At 54.4% G+C, this 17,589-nt stretch carries 15 protein-coding genes; 9 read left to right on the top strand and 6 right to left on the bottom strand.

The window, feature by feature from the left end; all coding sequences use genetic code 11:
• Positions 1-65 precede the first annotated feature (65 nt).
• Both fusA and AC222A_RS09070 read right to left on the bottom strand, forming a co-directional pair.
• A complete protein-coding gene (fusA, locus tag AC222A_RS09075; RefSeq protein ID WP_372759606.1) occupies positions 66-2,156 on the bottom strand; it encodes an elongation factor G in 2,091 nt (696 codons plus the stop codon).
• Positions 2,157-2,481: 325 nt separating this feature from the next.
• Entirely contained in the window at positions 2,482-3,666 is a 1,185-nt protein-coding gene (locus AC222A_RS09070; RefSeq protein WP_486774877.1) for an autotransporter outer membrane beta-barrel domain-containing protein, read from the bottom strand.
• A 268-nt stretch (positions 3,667-3,934) separates the two neighbouring features.
• Here AC222A_RS09070 and AC222A_RS09065 point away from each other — a divergent pair, with 268 nt between their 5' ends.
• From AC222A_RS09065 to AC222A_RS09055, 3 genes are all read left to right on the top strand, one after another.
• Complete coding sequence (locus AC222A_RS09065) at positions 3,935-4,417, top strand: Dps family protein (RefSeq protein WP_372783102.1); 483 nt, start codon at positions 3,935-3,937, stop codon at positions 4,415-4,417.
• A 577-nt stretch (positions 4,418-4,994) separates the two neighbouring features.
• Complete coding sequence (locus tag AC222A_RS09060; RefSeq protein WP_372760466.1) at positions 4,995-5,438, top strand: PleD family two-component system response regulator; 444 nt, start codon at positions 4,995-4,997, stop codon at positions 5,436-5,438.
• A 13-nt stretch (positions 5,439-5,451) separates the two neighbouring features.
• Positions 5,452-5,910 (top strand): response regulator, encoded by a 459-nt coding sequence (locus AC222A_RS09055; protein ID WP_372760468.1) that lies wholly within the window; start codon positions 5,452-5,454, stop codon positions 5,908-5,910.
• On the opposite strand, the gene AC222A_RS09050 is transcribed toward AC222A_RS09055, so the two are convergent.
• Both AC222A_RS09050 and AC222A_RS09045 read right to left on the bottom strand, forming a co-directional pair.
• Positions 5,911-6,705 carry a tyrosine-protein phosphatase gene (locus tag AC222A_RS09050; RefSeq protein WP_486774876.1) on the bottom strand — a complete coding sequence of 265 codons (795 nt, stop codon included), beginning with the start codon at positions 6,703-6,705 and terminating at the stop codon, positions 5,911-5,913. It abuts the gene before it with no gap.
• A 99-nt stretch (positions 6,706-6,804) separates the two neighbouring features.
• A complete protein-coding gene (locus AC222A_RS09045) occupies positions 6,805-9,177 on the bottom strand; it encodes a TonB-dependent receptor (RefSeq protein WP_372763822.1) in 2,373 nt (790 codons plus the stop codon).
• A 210-nt stretch (positions 9,178-9,387) separates the two neighbouring features.
• On the opposite strand from AC222A_RS09045, the gene AC222A_RS09040 reads away from it, so the two are divergent.
• The 5 genes from AC222A_RS09040 to AC222A_RS09020 all read left to right on the top strand — a co-directional run bounded on the left by AC222A_RS09040 (position 9,388) and on the right by AC222A_RS09020 (position 14,498).
• Positions 9,388-10,242, top strand: a complete 855-nt coding sequence (locus tag AC222A_RS09040) for an alpha/beta fold hydrolase (protein WP_372748237.1) — start codon at positions 9,388-9,390, stop codon at positions 10,240-10,242.
• Between the two features lie 91 nt (positions 10,243-10,333).
• On the top strand, positions 10,334-11,509 hold the full coding sequence (locus AC222A_RS09035) for an acyl-CoA dehydrogenase family protein (protein ID WP_486774875.1): 1,176 nt from the start codon (positions 10,334-10,336) through the stop codon (positions 11,507-11,509).
• 24 nt (positions 11,510-11,533) lie between these two features.
• Positions 11,534-12,211 (top strand): glutathione S-transferase family protein, encoded by a 678-nt coding sequence (locus tag AC222A_RS09030; RefSeq protein ID WP_372748235.1) that lies wholly within the window; start codon positions 11,534-11,536, stop codon positions 12,209-12,211.
• A 199-nt stretch (positions 12,212-12,410) separates the two neighbouring features.
• Positions 12,411-13,568, top strand: a complete 1,158-nt coding sequence (locus tag AC222A_RS09025; protein ID WP_372748234.1) for an acyl-CoA dehydrogenase family protein — start codon at positions 12,411-12,413, stop codon at positions 13,566-13,568.
• 60 nt (positions 13,569-13,628) lie between these two features.
• Entirely contained in the window at positions 13,629-14,498 is an 870-nt protein-coding gene (locus AC222A_RS09020) for a helix-turn-helix domain-containing protein (protein WP_372748233.1), read from the top strand.
• Between the two features lie 8 nt (positions 14,499-14,506).
• Here the strand turns inward: AC222A_RS09020 and AC222A_RS09015 are convergent, their stop codons facing one another.
• Positions 14,507-15,172, bottom strand: coding sequence for a fumarylacetoacetate hydrolase family protein (locus AC222A_RS09015; RefSeq protein ID WP_486774874.1), 666 nt, complete (start codon positions 15,170-15,172; stop codon positions 14,507-14,509).
• A gap of 85 nt (positions 15,173-15,257) precedes the next feature.
• Positions 15,258-16,757 carry an amidase gene (locus AC222A_RS09010; protein WP_486774873.1) on the bottom strand — a complete coding sequence of 500 codons (1,500 nt, stop codon included), beginning with the start codon at positions 16,755-16,757 and terminating at the stop codon, positions 15,258-15,260.
• 309 nt (positions 16,758-17,066) lie between these two features.
• On the opposite strand from AC222A_RS09010, the gene AC222A_RS09005 reads away from it, so the two are divergent.
• Positions 17,067-17,435, top strand: coding sequence for a PH domain-containing protein (locus tag AC222A_RS09005; protein ID WP_372748230.1), 369 nt, complete (start codon positions 17,067-17,069; stop codon positions 17,433-17,435).
• Positions 17,436-17,589: the final 154 nt, after the last annotated feature.

The raw sequence follows: 17,589 nt of genomic DNA, 5'->3' as shown, positions 1-17,589 counted from the left end.
TGCAATCGCCCACAAAAAAGCCCTGTCAGCGTCGCTGACAGGGCTCTGAGCGTACAAAGAGCGGGTTACTTCGACTTGGCAGCCTTTTTCTCTCTCTCTTTGGCAATCACTTCTTCTGCAACATTGGTGGGGCAGGCTGCGTAGTGCGAGAACTCCATGGAGAACTGGCCGCGACCGGAAGTCATGGTACGCAGGGTGCTGATGTAGCCAAACATTTCAGACAGTGGTACGTCAGCTTTAATGCGAACGCCGGTTGAGTTGGGCTCTTGACCAGAGATCATGCCGCGACGACGGTTAAGGTCACCGATAACATCACCAACATTGTCTTCCGGGCTGAACACGTCAACCTTCATGACCGGCTCCAGGAGCTGTGCGCCAGCTTTAGGCATTGACTGACGGAAAGCGCCTTTTGCGGCAATTTCGAAAGCCACTGCCGAGGAGTCAACTGCGTGGTAAGCACCGTCGTGGAGGTTGATGGCAACGTCCAGAACCGGGAAGCCGGCCAGCGGGCCAGTTTCCATCATTGACTTGAAGCCTTTCTCTATAGCCGGGAAGAATTCCTTGGGTACGTTACCGCCCACGACCGTTGAGGTGAAGGTGAAACCAGAGTTCGGCTCGCCGGGTTCCATCGTGTAGTCGATCTTACCGAACTGACCAGAACCACCAGACTGCTTCTTGTGCGTGTAGCTGTCTTCGATTTTCTGGGTGATGGTTTCGCGGTAGGCAACCTGTGGCTGACCAACTTCCAGCTCTACGCCGTAAGTACGCTTAAGGATGTCGACTTTGATGTCGAGGTGAAGCTCGCCCATACCTTTAAGGATGGTTTCGCCTGAGTCTTCATCAGTTTCAACGCGGAACGAGGGATCTTCAGCAACCATCTTGCCGATGGCGATACCCATTTTTTCGGTAGAGCCTTTGTCTTTCGGTGTTACCGAAATGGAGATAACGGGCTCAGGGAATACCATGGCTTCCAGCGTACAGGGGTGATCCTGGTCACACAGGGTGTGGCCGGTTTGTACGTTTTTCATGCCTACGATGGCGATGATGTCGCCAGCCTGAGCGTTGCTCAGCTCGTTACGCTCGTCAGCCTGCATTTCTACCATGCGGCCGATACGTTCGGTCTTGCCGGTAAAGGAGTTGAGGATGGTGTCACCCTTCTTCAGCCTGCCTGAGTAAATCCGCACGAACGTCAGGGCGCCGAAGCGGTCGTCCATGATTTTGAACGCCAGTGCGCGCAGTGGCTCGTCGGGCGAAACGATTGCGTATTCGCCGGTAGGCTCGCCTTCTTCGTTGGTCAGCGGCTGCGGGTTAACTTCGGTTGGGCTGGGCAGGTAATCAACAACCGCATCCAGCAGCAGTTGCATCCCTTTGTTTTTGAATGCAGAACCACAGTAGGTCGGGAAGAAGGTCAGTTCCAGCGTACCTTTACGGATACAGCGCTTGATGTCATCAATGGAGGGGTCTTCGCCGTCCATGTAAGCCATCATCAGGTCGTCGTCCATTTCTACCGCAGTTTCGATCAGTTGCTCGCGGTACATTTCAACATCGTCCACCATGTCGGCGGGGATGTCGGTAATTTCGTAGTTTTCTGGCTGCCCAGTTTCATCCCAGATATAAGCTTTTCTGGTCAGCAGGTCGACAACACCGGAGAATTCGTCTTCACGGCCAATTGGCAGGGTCATAACCAGTGGGTTGGCGCCCAGTACCTTTTTAACCTGTGCGGTTACGCGGTGGAAATCTGCGCCAATACGGTCCAGCTTGTTAACAAAGATCAAGCGGGATACTTTGGATTCGTTCGCATAGCGCCAGTTGGTCTCTGACTGGGGCTCAACACCACCAGAGCCGCAGAATACGCCAATGCCGCCATCGAGTACTTTCAGTGAACGGTAAACTTCTACAGTGAAGTCAACGTGCCCAGGGGTGTCGATGATGTTCAGGCGGTGACCATTCCACTCACAGGTAACAGCGGCTGACTGGATGGTAATACCACGCTCAGCTTCCTGTTCCATGAAGTCGGTGGTTGATTCGCCCTCGTGAACCTCACCCAGTTTGTGGATTTTACCGGTGAGTTTGAGGACTCGCTCAGTTGTGGTGGTTTTTCCGGCATCAACGTGGGCGAAAATACCGATGTTGCGGTAGAGGGATAAGTCAGTCACGGCGCTCTCTAATCTAAAGTAAGATGGGTTAAAAATGGGCGCCTACGATACTGGAATTGAGGGAAAATTTCTCGTTTATTTTGTCGATTTATGCTATTTCCTCCAAAATAGCCCCGAAAGCAGCTGCTGGAGGCGCTCAAACCCGCCTTTGGGGCGTTGCGGGGGCTAGTTGGGGCGCCCAGCAAGCCGGCGCGGCAGGTATTTCTCACGCTTGGTTCCTTCTGGGTGCTTTTCACTAATAGGGTGCTCCCGACCCCGGCGGCGCCAGTTGGCCAGGCGGTATGCCTGGCATCATCAGCGCACCGAAATTCCTGCACCGCGGGCATTAAAGCTCTTTTCGAAACCCCAACGTACTGCGGTATTGGTCATACTCGCTGTTACCGAATAGCTGTTCGTAATCCAAGTAGAGTGACCAGCCCTGAGCCAACAGTGCGACCACACTGAGTCCGGCACGTACATAGCTCTTATCCGGATCGTCGCCGGCGAGGGTAAATACTGTACCGCCGCTGTCATTGACAAAGATGGCATCAACCTCCTCGTCGTCGCGTTCAAACTCGCGCTGGTAGTCTGCGCGCAGTTGGGTGGAAATGACGCCAAAATCAGTACTGAACGCTCGTTGGAGGCTGGTTCCCACAATGCCTAGTAAGGAATCCTGTTTATAGCGTTTGTAGCGCATGGCCAGGCCGCTGTTATTAGTATCTTTCTCTCGGTAGCTGTCGGTGGTGGTGTTTACGTGCATTACGCTTGTCTGCGGGCTCACGCTCCAAGCGCCCAGCTGGATACTTTTCCCCGCGCGCACATGAAGCGAGAGTCTCTGACCGTCAGCGTCGGCTTCCGTACTCACATCCAATTGTGAGACCCGCGACGATGGCTGGTATACCGAGTTGCGCTCGAAGTCGTGGGACAGGTCGGTATAGCCAATACTGGCATCAGCGAACACCCCTGTAGAGGTGGTGTATTGCGCAAAGCCAGTTATCGCAATGCCGTCAGTTTCATAGCGACCCGCCCGTGGTTGGGGGGTGAAGGGTGAGCCCGAGGGTTCAAGGGCGTCGAACTCGAGTTCGCTGCGCTCAAAGGAGAGTATGGCCCCCGAGACCAGTTGTTCCGAATGGCGGTAATCAAACGTCATGGCAAAGCTGGATATGTCTGCCGTGTAGCCTCGTTCGGCGTTGCTCCCGTCTCGATCATCGGCGTCGAGTTCCCCGGTGCTGATGTTGAAGGCGACACTTAACGGGCCTATTTTCAGAAGCTCGCCGCTGTCCAATGCCTTTGACTCGGCCGTCAGCAGGCTTGCATCGCCTGCGCTGAGCATCTGGCTTGGAGTGAGCGATGATTCACTGTCTCCCGAGAGGTTGCTGCCCGTAGGGCCGCTGCACCGTGTGGCCATGCTGCCTGTGGCGTTGCTACAGGCCTGATCAAAAAAGCTCTGGAATTGTGGGTTGGCTGCCTGTGCGCTGCTAGCTGCAAACACACTCACCCAGGTTAGATGTCGGATCAGAATGTTATTCATCTTATATCTCCCCGGTTAACGTTGGTTTCCCATTACCACCGTGTGTGCTCTTTTTTTTGTGTAAGTGCACATTTTCTAAAAATAGCTTATTAGCAAAAAATTGCAATCGTTGGGTGCGTTTTTAAGGCGCGCGACGTATTACGTAGATCGATGTTTCGTCATAGGTTTTTTCAATCGCCATGATCGATAAAAGCCATTTTTTCTAAGCTTTGGCCTATGTTTACACTGTTCATCAAGGTTGAAAAAGATAGAGAGCAAGGAGGACATTATGAGAAATACTGCACCGGCTATAGATATCGGGATTGAAAAACAGCGTCGCACGGACATCGCCAAAGGCCTCTCACTGCTATTGGCTGACGAATACACGCTGTATCTGAAAACCCACAATTACCACTGGAACGTAACCGGCCCGATGTTCAATACACTGCACAAGATGTTTGAAGAGCAGTACCTTGAGCTGGCACCGGCGATCGATGAAATCGCCGAGCGAATTCGCACGCTCGGTGAGCCAGCGCCGGGATCCTACAAAGAGTTTGCGCAGCTCTCGTCGGTGTCAGAAGCATCGGGTCAGGAAGACGCAGAAGAAATGATTCGCGAACTGGTGCTCGCGCGGGAGGCCGTGGTGCGAACCGCGCGCAAGATGTTACCTGCAGTAAATGAAGCCGATGATGAGCCCACCGCAGACCTGCTGACCCAGCGTATGCAGGTTCACGAAAAAACGGCCTGGATGCTGCGCAGTCTGCTGCAGTAACGTCGTTGCCTCACAGCCCGCCGTCGGTGCACGGCGGGCTTTCTAGAACACTTATAGAAACGCTTCCCCAACCGCCCCCACCTTATTTTGAATTCATTGCCGCTTGATTACGACAGTATCGCCGCAGAAGTTTAGTGGCGTATCAGGAAATAGTGCGGGTACGTTATGCAGCCGCGAAATGGATGGTTGGCGCTGTTGGGGTGGCAGTTCGATGCTGTTGAGCGTATCCACCGCCTGGCTTCAGGGTAGTCACACCCGTTCAATGCGGCTGCAAGAGGAAGTAGGTCGAGCGCAGCCGATGATCACAATGCCTCAGTTGCGGCGCTGCGAACCGATGGAGTGATTTTCAGGCAAGCATTTTAGCGCTCAGGCCCTTGTGCTCGAGCACGCTTTCGCTTTGCTTTGCAACTTGGATTGCATTTTGCGATGCAATTGAGCCAGGTTTTGCGATTAGGACAATCGAGTGCCGATAACTCTTTGTAAAATAAATAGAAAAACAAATTTATCGGTTTTGGCCTCCAGTTTGCAACGAAGGTTATGTCATCAGACATGAGCAAACCCAAAAGAGGTTACTACCATGAAAGCGAATGTAGAGCGTGCTGATGAGGGGGAAAAGGGTGTCGTTTTGATTGCAGACCGGGCGCTGGGGCGCCGTCTGACAACTAAGCGTTTCCTTGAGGAGCAAGGTTATCGTGTTATTGCGGTGGGCAGCGGTGCTGAAGCTCGCTTGACCTTGCAAAACAATAACGTGGCAGCCTTGCTTGTAACGCGGCAGCTGCCGGATTCGAGCGGGTTGGAAATTGCCAAAGATCTTTCGTTGTTCTCCCTAAGTGGGCGTCCCTATGTGTTGTTGATGAACGAGGCACACGATACGCCTGTCAACGCGGCGCCCGGGGTCGACGATATCATGGCCGCAGAAAGCCGCAGTGCAGAGGAGCTGCATTTGCGATTGCGGCGTGCGTTCCGCTGCCGCGCCTATTGGAGCGGGGGCTCGTTTTCCAGCTCTTCTCTGGTCGCCTAGCGGAGAATGAGTGATGAATACTACACCTAATGAATCCGCAGCCATTTACACCGCGCTGGTCGTAGACGACTCTCTGGCGGAGCGCGAGCGAATCAAGGTGCTTTTGGGGCGGCGCGGTGTGAATGTGGTTTGTGTCGGCGACGGCGAGCAGGCACTGAAGTGTCTGAAAAAACCTTTGTTCGATATCGTGTTGTGTGACTGGGAATTGCCCTGTGTCAGTGGTTTGGATATTTGCCGGGAGGTGCAGCAGATGCCGCTGTCGAGCAGGCCCTACTTTGTCATGATAACCGGACGCTCACAGCGTGTGGATCTTATTGCGGCGATGGATGCGGGGGCGGATGATTTCATCCGCAAGCCCCTCTGGGAGGAGGAATTGCGGGTCAGGCTGTCACTGGCAGCGCAGATTATTGCCTGGCGCCGGGTGGTAAAGCAGGCTGGGCTGACCGACGCCGTACAGCAATCCTCGCAATGATTACTCGACGTAACGAGCTTTCAGCTTTTGCCGCAGTGCGCGGTTGATGCCCAGTTCCTGTTCTAGGTAGTGATCCGTGGAGTCGTAGTGCTCTTCAATCGCGTTGAAAGCCGAATTCAGATATTCCTCGCGGGTGTCCATCAAGGCATGAAACACGCTCAAGTCAGTCTCTGGCGAGTTGTCCATATACTTTCCGGCCAAATATTCCAGCTCGCCCTTTGGCGGGTAGTACTGGGCTGTTAGCAGGTAGTCTTCCATGATGGTTTCGCGCGGCACATCCAAGGCGGCGAGTATCAGGGCTGCGGCAAAGCCGGTTCTGTCTTTGCCCGCCGAGCAGTGGAACAGAAAGCCGCCATCTTCGGTGTCGAGCAGCAGTTCAAACATCCGGCGGTAAGTGTGGGTCTGTTTAAGCGCCAGTTCACGGTTGATCAGCACCATCCATTCGAACATCTGTTCACCGCTTACCTTGGTGAACTCTGTCTCGGCAATAGAGCGGGTGTGGTTGCCTGGCGAAATGGCGAGGTTATGAATCGCTGCATCGGCGAAATCGCCCAGGTCTGTGACGTCTTTCAGATACTCGTCTTCGCGCCGGAAATCGCAGATCACGCGCAGGTTAAATTGCTGTAGCGTGGCTTTGTCACTGGGGGTCAGGGCAGATAGTCGGCCGGCCCGGAAGATACGGCCCCAGCGGGTAGTGCCCCCGTCTGCGGTCGCGTATCCGCCCAAATCGCGGATATTGGGCGCGCCTTCTAGGTCGAGGCGGCGTTGGAAGGTGTTGGTTTGATCAGCGCTCATGGTAGTCGTCAAAAAATAGTTTAGTCCTCTAGTGTAACGCCTATGGATAAAAAAAGGGCAGCCCGAGGGCTGCCCTTACCAAATGGTCACCTTTTCAGGTTAGAAGTCGTAGCGGGCGGTAATGCCTGCAGTGCGGGGTTGGCCGACGCGGTAGCCGACGCGGGCGCGTCCTCCACGCTCGCGGTCAAGTGACTGGCGAACATTCTCATCCGTCGCGTTATTTACAAACAGAGCAATATCCCAGTTTGCGGTGCGACCACCAAAGCGGAGGTTGACGGTCTGGTAGCTATCCAGATCACTGTCGAAGTTAAAAGTTGATTGCGTACCGCCGCCAACGTTTTGGAACAGGCTTACCGTACCTGCGCCAGCAGTCTGATCATTAATCTGTGTATAGCGCGCTCCGACACTCTGGAAGGCACCAGTCACATAGCCTTCCCAGCCTTCCGTGAGTTCAAAGAAGTAAGTGCTGGTCAGGGCCAAACTGTAGTCTGAAGCGGTAGGCAATTCATTGCCATCCTCGATACCTGCCAGAATAGTAACATTCCCACCGCTATCAGTTGACGTGACAGTCGAGTCGAGCTCGGCATCGATATAGCTTGCAGCCAAGCTTACTTCCCAGTTGTCGGTGGGGCGAGCGGCGATCTCGATCTCAATACCTTGGGAATGAGCATCTTCGACGTTGTACACGATTCGTGATGAGCATGTACCAGCGTCAAGGGTTGCCTGCAGGTTTTCTATGTCAGAATAGAACGCGGAGATGTTAAAGGTGCCTCGACCTCCAAACGCAGTAGTTTTGGCGCCAATTTCGTAGTTTATGACTTCTTCATCGTCGAACTCATTAAAACCACCAAATGTTGCGGCATCCTGCGGAGTACAAAGGGCCGTATTTATTGGGTCGTTGATACCACCCAAGCGAAAGCCTTTGGCTACTTGCGCATTAAGCATGACATCGTCGTTCAAGTCGTACCGTGCAAGAATTCGAGGTGATACGCCACTGCTATCGGTCTCACCAGGCACATCGATTGTTCTAGTTGCAAATGAGCCGTCGAAGGTCAGTATCCGGTCTTCTTCGAAGTCGAACCAGCGAGCGCCCACCGTCAGGTTGAGTCGTTCGGTTACGTCATATGACATTTCGCCAAATACTGCAAACTGCTTTAGCTCGTAGGGAATGTCGGAATAGTAGAGCTCGTCGGTGCTGGCGCGAGGGCCTGCTGTGGGGGCGAACGCGGTACCACCATTGGCTTCGTAGCCTGCGACTACCAGGGACTGACCATAGTGACGGTCGATTTCCGAGTAAAACACACCGGCTACCCACTGCAGTTGACTCTCGTCATTGGACGCCAAACGAAACTCTTGGGTCGCAACTTCTACTTCTGTCTCATCAGCCAGCGGCGCATCCAGCGTGTAGATCGTTTCGGACTCATTGGCAGATCCACCTGTGATACTAGCCGTGAGTGCGGTGGCATCGCGCAGCACAAGCACATCGCGGTCTGTCCAGGATGTGATGGAGGTGAATAGTAGTTCGTCAGTGCTGTAGTTGACGGTCACATCAGCAAGGAAAAACTCGTCTTTAAACTTCTCTTGCAGCTGCGTGTACTGCTCGCGCTCGTCCATATCAATGGCGGGGCGTGTGGTAGTAAAGGGGTTTGCCAAAATATTGTAGTGGTCTTCGCGGTTGAAACCATCCATATCGATGTTCTGATATGCCACTCTAGGGGTAATGCTGAGCTTGTCATTTGGCTCAAACTTGAGCGCGATTCTCGCCCCTTCGCGGTTGCCGCTATTGACGTCTTTCTTCATGCCACCATTTGGCTGGTGAGCATCAATGTAACCAGCGAACTCCTCGGCATAAGCGACTGCGCGAATAGCGAGAGTATCACTTAGAGGAATATTGACATGTCCTTTCAGGCTGCCGCCCCACTCGCCGTCTGTTACGTGTTGGGCTGTACTGCTGATTGAGCCTGAAGTTTCAGCTAAATCTGGCTCGTTACTAATGTAACGAATAGTGCCCGAGAGAGAGCCAGAACCGAACAGCGTGCCCTGGGGGCCACGAAGCACCTCTACGCGGTTGGTGTCATAAAAGTCCAGATCAGGCGTAAAAAGGGACAGTGAGATAACTGATTCGTCGAGATATACCCCGGCTTGCTCCTTCACTCCGGGCTGATCTCGGACTATCTGTCCCGCAGAGATACCGCGGATGGCGACCTGGCTTTGACCGGGGCCTAAATTCTGTACCGCCAAGCCGGCTACGCCATCAGCCATCGTTTCGAGGTTGGTAGCACCTGAACGGCGCAGCTGACCTTCAGTTTGAGCAGCGATAGAAAAAGGTACATCCTGCAGCGTTTCAGAGCGCTTCCGCGCGGTGACTACAACTTCTTCCAGTACAGCTTGTTGATTTTGGGCAATACCCGGTGAGGTATAAGACGCAGATATCGCGGCAATTGCCGCAGCTAAAGGCAGGTGTTTTCTCATTATGGTCTCCCCGTGAAAACACATTATTGTCTGCACCCCAATGGGGCGCAGGATTTCGAGCCCTACATTACAAAAAATGGGCACAAGTTTCCATGCCTATGTTTACGTTGTTTCATACGGAGAATCAATAGCTTGAATTGATTTCATGATTGCTTCACAGCAGCCCGAGAGTGTGTACCATACAGGCTCTTTAAATTTTGCGTTGAGATTATGAGTGAGTTGGATCTGCCACCGTTGAGTCGTCGCGCCCTGAAATGGGGCAAGGGAGAGGCAAAAGCCGTATTTTTGGCTGCCAACGGTTTTCCGGTCCGAAGCTATGACTTCCTGTTGAAAGGCTTGTCGGATCAATGGCCTTTGCTCGGCTTGGAAAACCGTGGTGTTTGGGATAAGAAAATACCGCCGGAGGGTTTTAACTGGCATGGCCATGCCGAAGATCTGCTAGCATCTCTTGAGCCGAGGGCGATAACACTGCCGACGATTGGCATTGGCCATTCCATCGGCGCTACGGTGACTGCGCTGGCAGCGCGTCGTCACCCGGAGCGATTTCGCGCTCTGGTGTTGATTGATCCGGCAACGGTGCCCGGGCGCTGGCTGCCCTTCTTGGTTCGCCTGGTCCCGGCATTGACCAAACGCATGGAGCTGGTGACCCGTACCCGCAATCGCCGGGAAATCTGGCCGGATTCGGATGCCTTTGTGGCTTACCATCGGGAGAAAGCGGTGTACCGCAGCTTCACGGAGCAAGCGATGGCCGACTATGGTGCCGCCGCCCTGCGTAGTCAGGGTTCTGGCTACACATTGGCGTATAGCCGAGAGTGGGAAGCCCGGAATTTTCAACACACAGCGGTCTTCTGGCCGGTGGCACGCAAGCTGGAGGTTCCAACCCTGATTTTGCGTGGAGAGACGTCCTATCTGCATCCCCAGGCGGAATTTGCCCGCAATCAGCGGCGGTTGCCTGCCCATATCCAAGCCATCACGGTGCCCGGAGTTGGGCATATGCTGCCTCAGGAGGCGCCTGAGCAGGTGCTCATTGCTATTGCCGACTGGTGCAGACAGCAGGGGTTTTAATTCCAACATTTTTGGCGCCATCTCCCAAGTTTGCTGGGAAAACCCCGCTACACTGAGCATCGATAATAAGCGTGTGTCCAAAGGAGATACCATGTCGCTGTGTTTCGACAGTGCCCGCCTGCACAACCCGCATCTGACGCCTGAGCACGAAGCCTGGCGCACCCAATTACGCAAATTTCTTGATACTGAAGTTGTCCCCTATCTCGATGAATGGGAGGAGGCCGGAAAAATTGCAGATGAGCTCTGGCCCAAAGCCGCCGAAATTGGTCTGCTGCAGCTAGGCTATCCGGAGGCCTACGGTGGCATCTCTGAAGGTATCGATGCCTGGCACGTGGGAATTGCCAATGAGGAGCTTACCCGTGCCGGTTCTGCCGGTGGCCTTGCCAGTAATCTGATGATTCACGGTATTGGCCTGCCGCCGGTGGTGCACTTCGCCAGAGAAGAGATCAAGAAGCAGGTTATTCCGCCAATCATGGCGGGGCAGAAGCGCATTGCGTTGGGCATTACTGAGCCTTCGGGTGGATCTGATGTTGCCAATATCACAACCACCGCACGCCGTGAGGGTGATTACTACATTGTGAATGGCAGTAAGACCTTTATTTCCGGTGTGATGGGCGCGGATTGGGTAAGCACCGCCGTGCGTACCGGCGGTGATGGCGCGCGCGGTGTGTCTATGCTGCTGATTCCCACTGATCTTGAAGGGGTCTCGCGCACGCGTCTGGATCGCAAACAGGGTTGGTGGTGTGCGGAAACTGGCACCATCTATTTTGATGAGGTGAAGGTGCCAGTTGAAAACCTGATTGGTGAAGAAGGCCAGGGCTTTCTCGTGATCATGAGTAACTTCAATGCGGAGCGCATCGGCCTGGCGGTGACCATGGAAGCGGCTTCGCGGGTTTGTCTTGAAGAGGCGGTGGAGTGGGCGCAGCAGCGAAAAACCTTCGGCAAGCGGCTGGCTGACCATCAGGTCATTCGCCACAAGATTGCCACCATGAAGCAGAAAATCAATGCCACTCAAGCCTATTTGCAGCACGTAACGCTGGCCCACATTGAAAACCGATTGAGCCCGGGCGACCTGGCATTGGCTAAGGTTCAGGCCAGTGAAACCATGGAATACTGTACGCGTGAAGCCAGCCAGATACTGGGCGGGGCCTGTTACCTACGCGGTAACCGGGTGGAGCGTTTCTACCGAGAAGTGCGTGTCAACGCTATTGGCGGGGGCAGCGAAGAAATAATGCGTGATCTTGCCGCGCGTCAATATCAATTGTAGGTCAACCGGATAGTAGGAATAACGATGAGTAAACTGAAACTCTGGCACAGTTACAGCGCTCGCTCCTTGCGACCGCTGTGGGCGCTTGAAGAGATGGGGCTGGACTATGAGCTGGTCTTGTTGCCGTTTCCACCGAGGGTCTTTCAGCGGGACTACCTTGAGACCAACGCCTTGGGAACGGTGCCTTTTTTTACTCACGGTGAGGTAGAGATGACCGAGTCTTCCGGTATTTGTCTTTATCTGGTGGAGAGATTCGAGCGCTTTGACTTTGGGGTTAAAGTAGATCAGCCGGAATACGGCGACTATCTCAATTGGCTGTTTCACTCGGATGCAACCCTGACTTTCCCGCAGACCATTGCGCTGCGATATTCCCAGCTCGAAGCTAAAGATCGACGCCTGCCGCAGGCGGTAGAAGATTACAGTACCTGGTTTATTAAACGTCTCAAGAGGCTGAACGCCCACCTCGAGGGGCGCGAGTTTCTCTGCGATAACCGTTTTACCATCGCCGATATTGCCATTGGCTATGCGTTATACCTGGGGGAAAGCCTGGGGCTTGATCAGTTTTATGAGCCGGTTGTTCGGGACTACTGGCAGCGCTTGAAAGCGCGCCCGGCTTTTGTAAAGGCGGAAGCCGTTGGCGCAGAGCAGGCGTTGTTTAAGCCGGTAAAGTATCCGTTTACCGATGCGCCCGAGTTGTTTTAAGCCCGATTTTCCGTAAGCGCTCGTCCGCAAGTCTACGGGCGGTGCGTCGAGCAATTGCCAGTAAGGCTGGCTCCCGCTGGACTTTGTTTGATTGGTGGGAGCTTGCCTGCAGGCGAAAAGGTTAGCCATCAAATGTTCACCCGTCGCGTTGGACAATAGCCAGGTGCGACAGGAATGCCAATATAACAAGGAGAGCACCATGCGTTTTACTGAAGAACACCAAGCCATTCGTAACACGGCAGCCCAGTTTATCGAAAAGGAGATCAACCCCTTTGCGGATGCCTGGGAAGAGGAAGGGATTTTCCCGGCGCACCAGGTGTTTAAAAAGCTTGGCGACCTTGGCCTTCTGGGGATCAACAAGCCTGCCGAGTATGGCGGTATGGGGCTCGATTACAGCTACCAGATGGCGTTTATTGAAGAAATGGGCCTGATAGCCAGTGGCGGTGTGTCGATGGGTATCGGTGTGCAGACCGATATGGCTACACCCGCGCTGGCCAAGTTTGGCAGCGATGCGCTGTGCAAGGAATTCCTCGTGCCAGCCATAGCAGGCGATGCTGTTTTCTCCATTGCGGTGAGCGAACCCCATGCAGGCTCTGATGTGGCTGCGATCAAAACCACTGCGCGCAAAGATGGTGATGATTATGTGATCAACGGCACCAAAATGTGGATCACTAACTCTACCCAGGCGGATTACCTGTGCTTGCTTGCCAATACCAGCGACGATAAACCGCATCTGAATAAGTCGCTGATCGTTGTGCCGACCAATGCGCCGGGTGTTTCCTTTTCAGCGCGCCTGAACAAGCTCGGTATGCGGTCATCGGATACTGCGCAGGTGTTTCTGGATGATGTGCGGGTACCGCAGCGCAATCGCATTGGTGAAGAAGGGCAGGGCTTTGTCTATCAGATGCTGCAGTTTCAGGAAGAGCGGCTGTACGCGGCAGCGGGTGGTCTGAAGAGCATGGAATACCTGATTGAAAAAACCACGGAATACACCCGGGAGAGAAAGATTTTTGGCAAATCGGTGCTCGACAATCAGGTGGTGCACTTCCGTCTGGCCGAGCTGCTAACCGAAGTGACTGCCCTGCGAGCCCTGACCTACGATGCTGTAGAAGGCTATATCAATGGCGAAGATGTCACTATGAAGGCGTCGATGGCGAAATTGAAAGTGGGCCGTCTGCAGCGTGAAGTGACGGATGCTTGTCTGCAATATTGGGGCGGCATGGGCTTTATGTGGGATAACCCGGTGGCGCGCGCCTACCGCGATACGCGGATTACCTCCATTGGCGGCGGTGCCGACGAGGTGATGCTCAGCATAATTTGCAAAATGATGGGAACATTGCCGGGTAAGGCGAAATAAGCCTCGGCTGACGGGGCCGCTTGGCCCCGGCGCTTGCAATCGGACGTCGTCACGTCAAGAATGGCGCATTCTGTAGCGCGCTCATCTCAAATAATGTCAAAAAACGAAATCTCCAGTGTCTTTAGCCGCTTTCTGCGCTTTTGGCGTAGTGTGCATAAAGTTAGCCAGGAAGAGCTAGCTTATCGGCTAGATAGCTCGCCGCGTCATATCAGCCGACTGGAAAATGGTTCGAGCCGGCCCAGCGAAGCCATGGTGACGGAAATCGGCGAGGCGCTGTCGCTGGGATCGCGCGACCGGAATCATCTTCTGCTCGCGGCAGGATTTGCGCCGGCCAACGAAGGTCGCGATTTTAACTCCCCTGAACTTAAGTGGCTGCGCAAGGCGATGATCATGAACCTGCGCGCGCTGGACCCCTATCCGACGTCGGTGGTGGATGGCGCGGCGAACCTGCTAATGGTGAATCGCGGCTGGGTGAGCTTTTATTCTCATGTGGTAGAAGACGAAGAACTCAATAACGTTAGCAATCTTTACGATTTCATTTTCGACCGCCAAGGCGCCGGTAATATCATCAGCGATTGGGAAGACACGCTTTCCGCGATATTGATGTCGATACAGCAAACGGCACTGTTTACCAATGATGAAACAACCAAGGCGACGTTGGAACGTTTGCAGCAGTATCCGAGTGTGCCGGAAGACTGGCAGCAAAGAGCGGCGCGCACGGAGCCTATGGCCAGTTTCAAAGTGCAAATTCCGATTGATGGCACACTGAAGCGCTTTTTCAGTGTGGGGACGATGGCTGGCGCTTTGGGTCCTAACGCGTTTGCTTCAGAACCCAGGCTAAGTATTTTTACGCTTTATCCGGAAGATGACAGCTTTGATTTCGATGCGCTGTTGGATGAAAGTAAAACGCATCCACTCTTGTTTTATTAGCCAGCCCGCTAGGCTACGGTTGTTTCAAGGCTAAGCACGTTTGCCAATCTCATGGACAGGCGGTCACCGCTGACGAGAGGCCCCACCCCTTGCGGTGTGCCGGTGAGTACGATGTCGCCGGGTTCCAGCGTGAAGTAACGGCTGATTTCACATAGCAGGCGGGGAATGGGGAACAGCATATCGCTGCTGTTTCCGGTTTGGCGGGCTTGTTCGTTAACAGCAAGGCCGATGTCGATCCGGTTTAATGGCGGGCACTGGCTTACCGGGACAAAGTGCGATATTGCACAGCTACCGTCGAAAGCCTTGGATTTCTCCCAAGGTCTGCCTGTCTTTTTCAGCGTACTTTGCAGGTCGCGCAGGGTCAGATCCAGTGCCAGCGCGATGCCGCTGACAGCGCCCCGGGCCTCGGATTCGTTGCAGTCCTGCAGTTTGCGGCTGATCAGCACGGCAATTTCAAGTTCATGGTGCACGGCGCCGCGTGTTTGTGGAATGTTCAGCGGCTGATGCAGGCTCTGCAATGCCGTGCCGGGTTTGATAAACAGTACTGGTTCATCCTCTGCAGGCGTGCTGTTCATTTCCTGCACGTGCAGCGCGTAATTTAATCCGGCGCAGACAATTTTTCCGGTCTGCAACTCTATAACCTGGCCGTCCTGCCATTGGTGTTGGAATCCCATACTGCTCCTGTCTGACTATCGCGTTTAGGGTGCCGTCGTGTTGTCTATCTTTCGAGAATAGCGGATCGCGCGAAAAGCGCGAATCTTATTCGGTAAACAAGGGGGCTCTCATATGCCACCAGGGTTTTGCCTGTTCAAGCTGTACGGCCAGTTGAAACAGCACGTCGTCGCGGCCGAATTGTCCGGTAAACATCATGCCAACGGGCAACTTGTCATCATTCCAGTGCAGTGGCAGCGAGACGGACGGATTGCCGGTGATATTAAAGGCCATGGTCGCGCTGACCCAATCGAATGCCTGGTCGGCCAGCCGCTGCAGCGTGGTGGCGTTGGCGCTCAGCTTGCCCAAGGGGACGCGACTTGCCAGCGGCGCCAGCCATTTCTCGAGGCCGCGTGATTTGAAATAACCGTGCTCCACGGGTGGCCCGCTGAGTGTGGGCGTGAGAAAAATGTCATAGCTTTGCATAAAGGCTTCAAAGCGCCGGCTTTCTGTATAGAGGCGGCGATGGGCGATGTCGAACTGGGCAGCGGAAAAACTGCGTCCAAGCTGCGCCAGCATCCAGGTTTCCGGTTCCAGCTCGCTATAGCGCAGTTTGCGGCCAAGTAAATCCTCAGTGGCCTGAATTTCCCCCCCGACCGACGTAGCGATACGCAGTAGGTAGCCTTCCGTCAGTGCCCCTACGGAAAAGGGGGGGTGAGCTTGCGTGACCTCATGGCCGAGTTCCTGCAAGAGCGTAACGGTCTGGTTCAGCCCCTTGATCGCATCCGGGTGAAGTTTGCCATCGCGCATCAGCGGTTGGTCAGAAAAGGCGATACGCAATTTTTTCGGTGCCCGGGTGCAGGCATCGAGAAGCGTGCCTGTCAGAGGAGGTTCGGCGTAAGGCGCGCCGAGATCAGTGCCTCGAATCGCATCGAGCATGGCGGCGCTATCGCGAACACTGCGGGTGATAACGCCGTCCTGTACCTGGCCGTACCATGGGTCGCCGTGCAATGGGCCGTGGGGTACGCGGCCTCGCGAGGCTTTGAATCCCACGAGTCCTCCACAGGCTGCCGGAATGCGCAGTGAACCGCCGCCGTCACCGCCGCTGGCCATAGGCACAATGCCAGCTGCAACCGCTGCGCCTGAACCACCGCTGGAGCCGCCCACGGTGCGCTGCGGATTCCAGGGATTGCGGCAAGTGCCGTGTAGTGCCGGCTCTGTGGCGCCAACAATCGCAAATTCAGGGGTGTTGGTTTTGCCAAAGGTGACTACTCCGCTGGCCTTGAAACGCTTGACGAGTTCGCAGTCGTAGTCCGGCACATACTCTTTGAAGGCGCGGCTGCCGTTGGTCAGGGGGACGCCGGCATAGGCGGCGCAGAAATCTTTCAGTAGAAAAGGCACGCCAGTGAACGGGCCTTTGGGTAGCGGATTGGCGATGGTCTGTCTGGCCACGTCGTCCATCGGATGTACGACCGCGTTAATCTCTGGGTTTACCGCGTCGCGGCGCCGAATGGCTTCGTCCAGCAATTCGCTGGGGGTTACCTGGCCATCGGCAACCAGTTTGGCCAGGCCCAGTGCGTCGTAATCGGCGTATTCCTTAAAAGACATTCGCTTACCTGCTTTTATCGTTAGAGTTGTCAGTGTTAACACCGTGCTGCATTATAGCTTGATGGGTGAGTACCATATCAATGGTCCGGTAATGTCCGTTTTTATGTTCTATAGTCCCCCGGCTCTCTGAGGAGTTGGGTGGGCACACTGCACTTGCCATGGTGTTTTCTAGTGCTGATCAATATCTAGCTGGAGTGTGATACGCGCTAGCCTATGGGTTAAGGAATCGAGTCATTCAGGATATGTGTCTTGCAAATCTCAGGGGCATAGACTCAAATAAGAAATTAAAAACCATCAAGGAGTTCTTTCGTGTCTCTGAATTACAGCGAACACCCCGTCATGTTTCGTGCTCGCCCCTTTGCATTTATCGGGTCGTTGATATTGGTGCCGGTAGGTATCGGCATAATTATCTTCTTGGTCTGGTATATGAAATGCAAGGCAACCAAGCTGCAGATTAGCGGCGGGGAAATCTGTTTGGAGCAGGGGCTCCTCAGCAAGGATCGCACAGAGGTAGATGTCAGAACTGTACGCACGGTTAAGGTGTATCAGTCGTTTATGAACCGTATGTTAGGTGTGGGAGACGTGTCGGTGTTTACGGCTGGCGACGAGGCGGAAATATACGCTCGCGGTATGCCACGCCCACAGGAATTTCGCGACATAATTAAAGGTGAGCAGTGAGCGACGCCGACGAGAGCAACGCCGCACTGAAGTTGCTCGTGGTGTTCGTTGTTCTGATTGCGCTGCTCGGTGTTGCGGCCTTTCTGGCGTGGCCACTGGCGGCAGAGTTTGCCGCAACCCAATTGACGCCAGGGCTTGGCATGCGCGATGCGGC

It is taken from the genome of Litorivivens sp. (assembly GCF_057445395.1).
The sequence above is the reverse complement of the archived record's forward strand: the minus strand, read 5'-3'. Positions and strand labels throughout refer to the sequence as shown.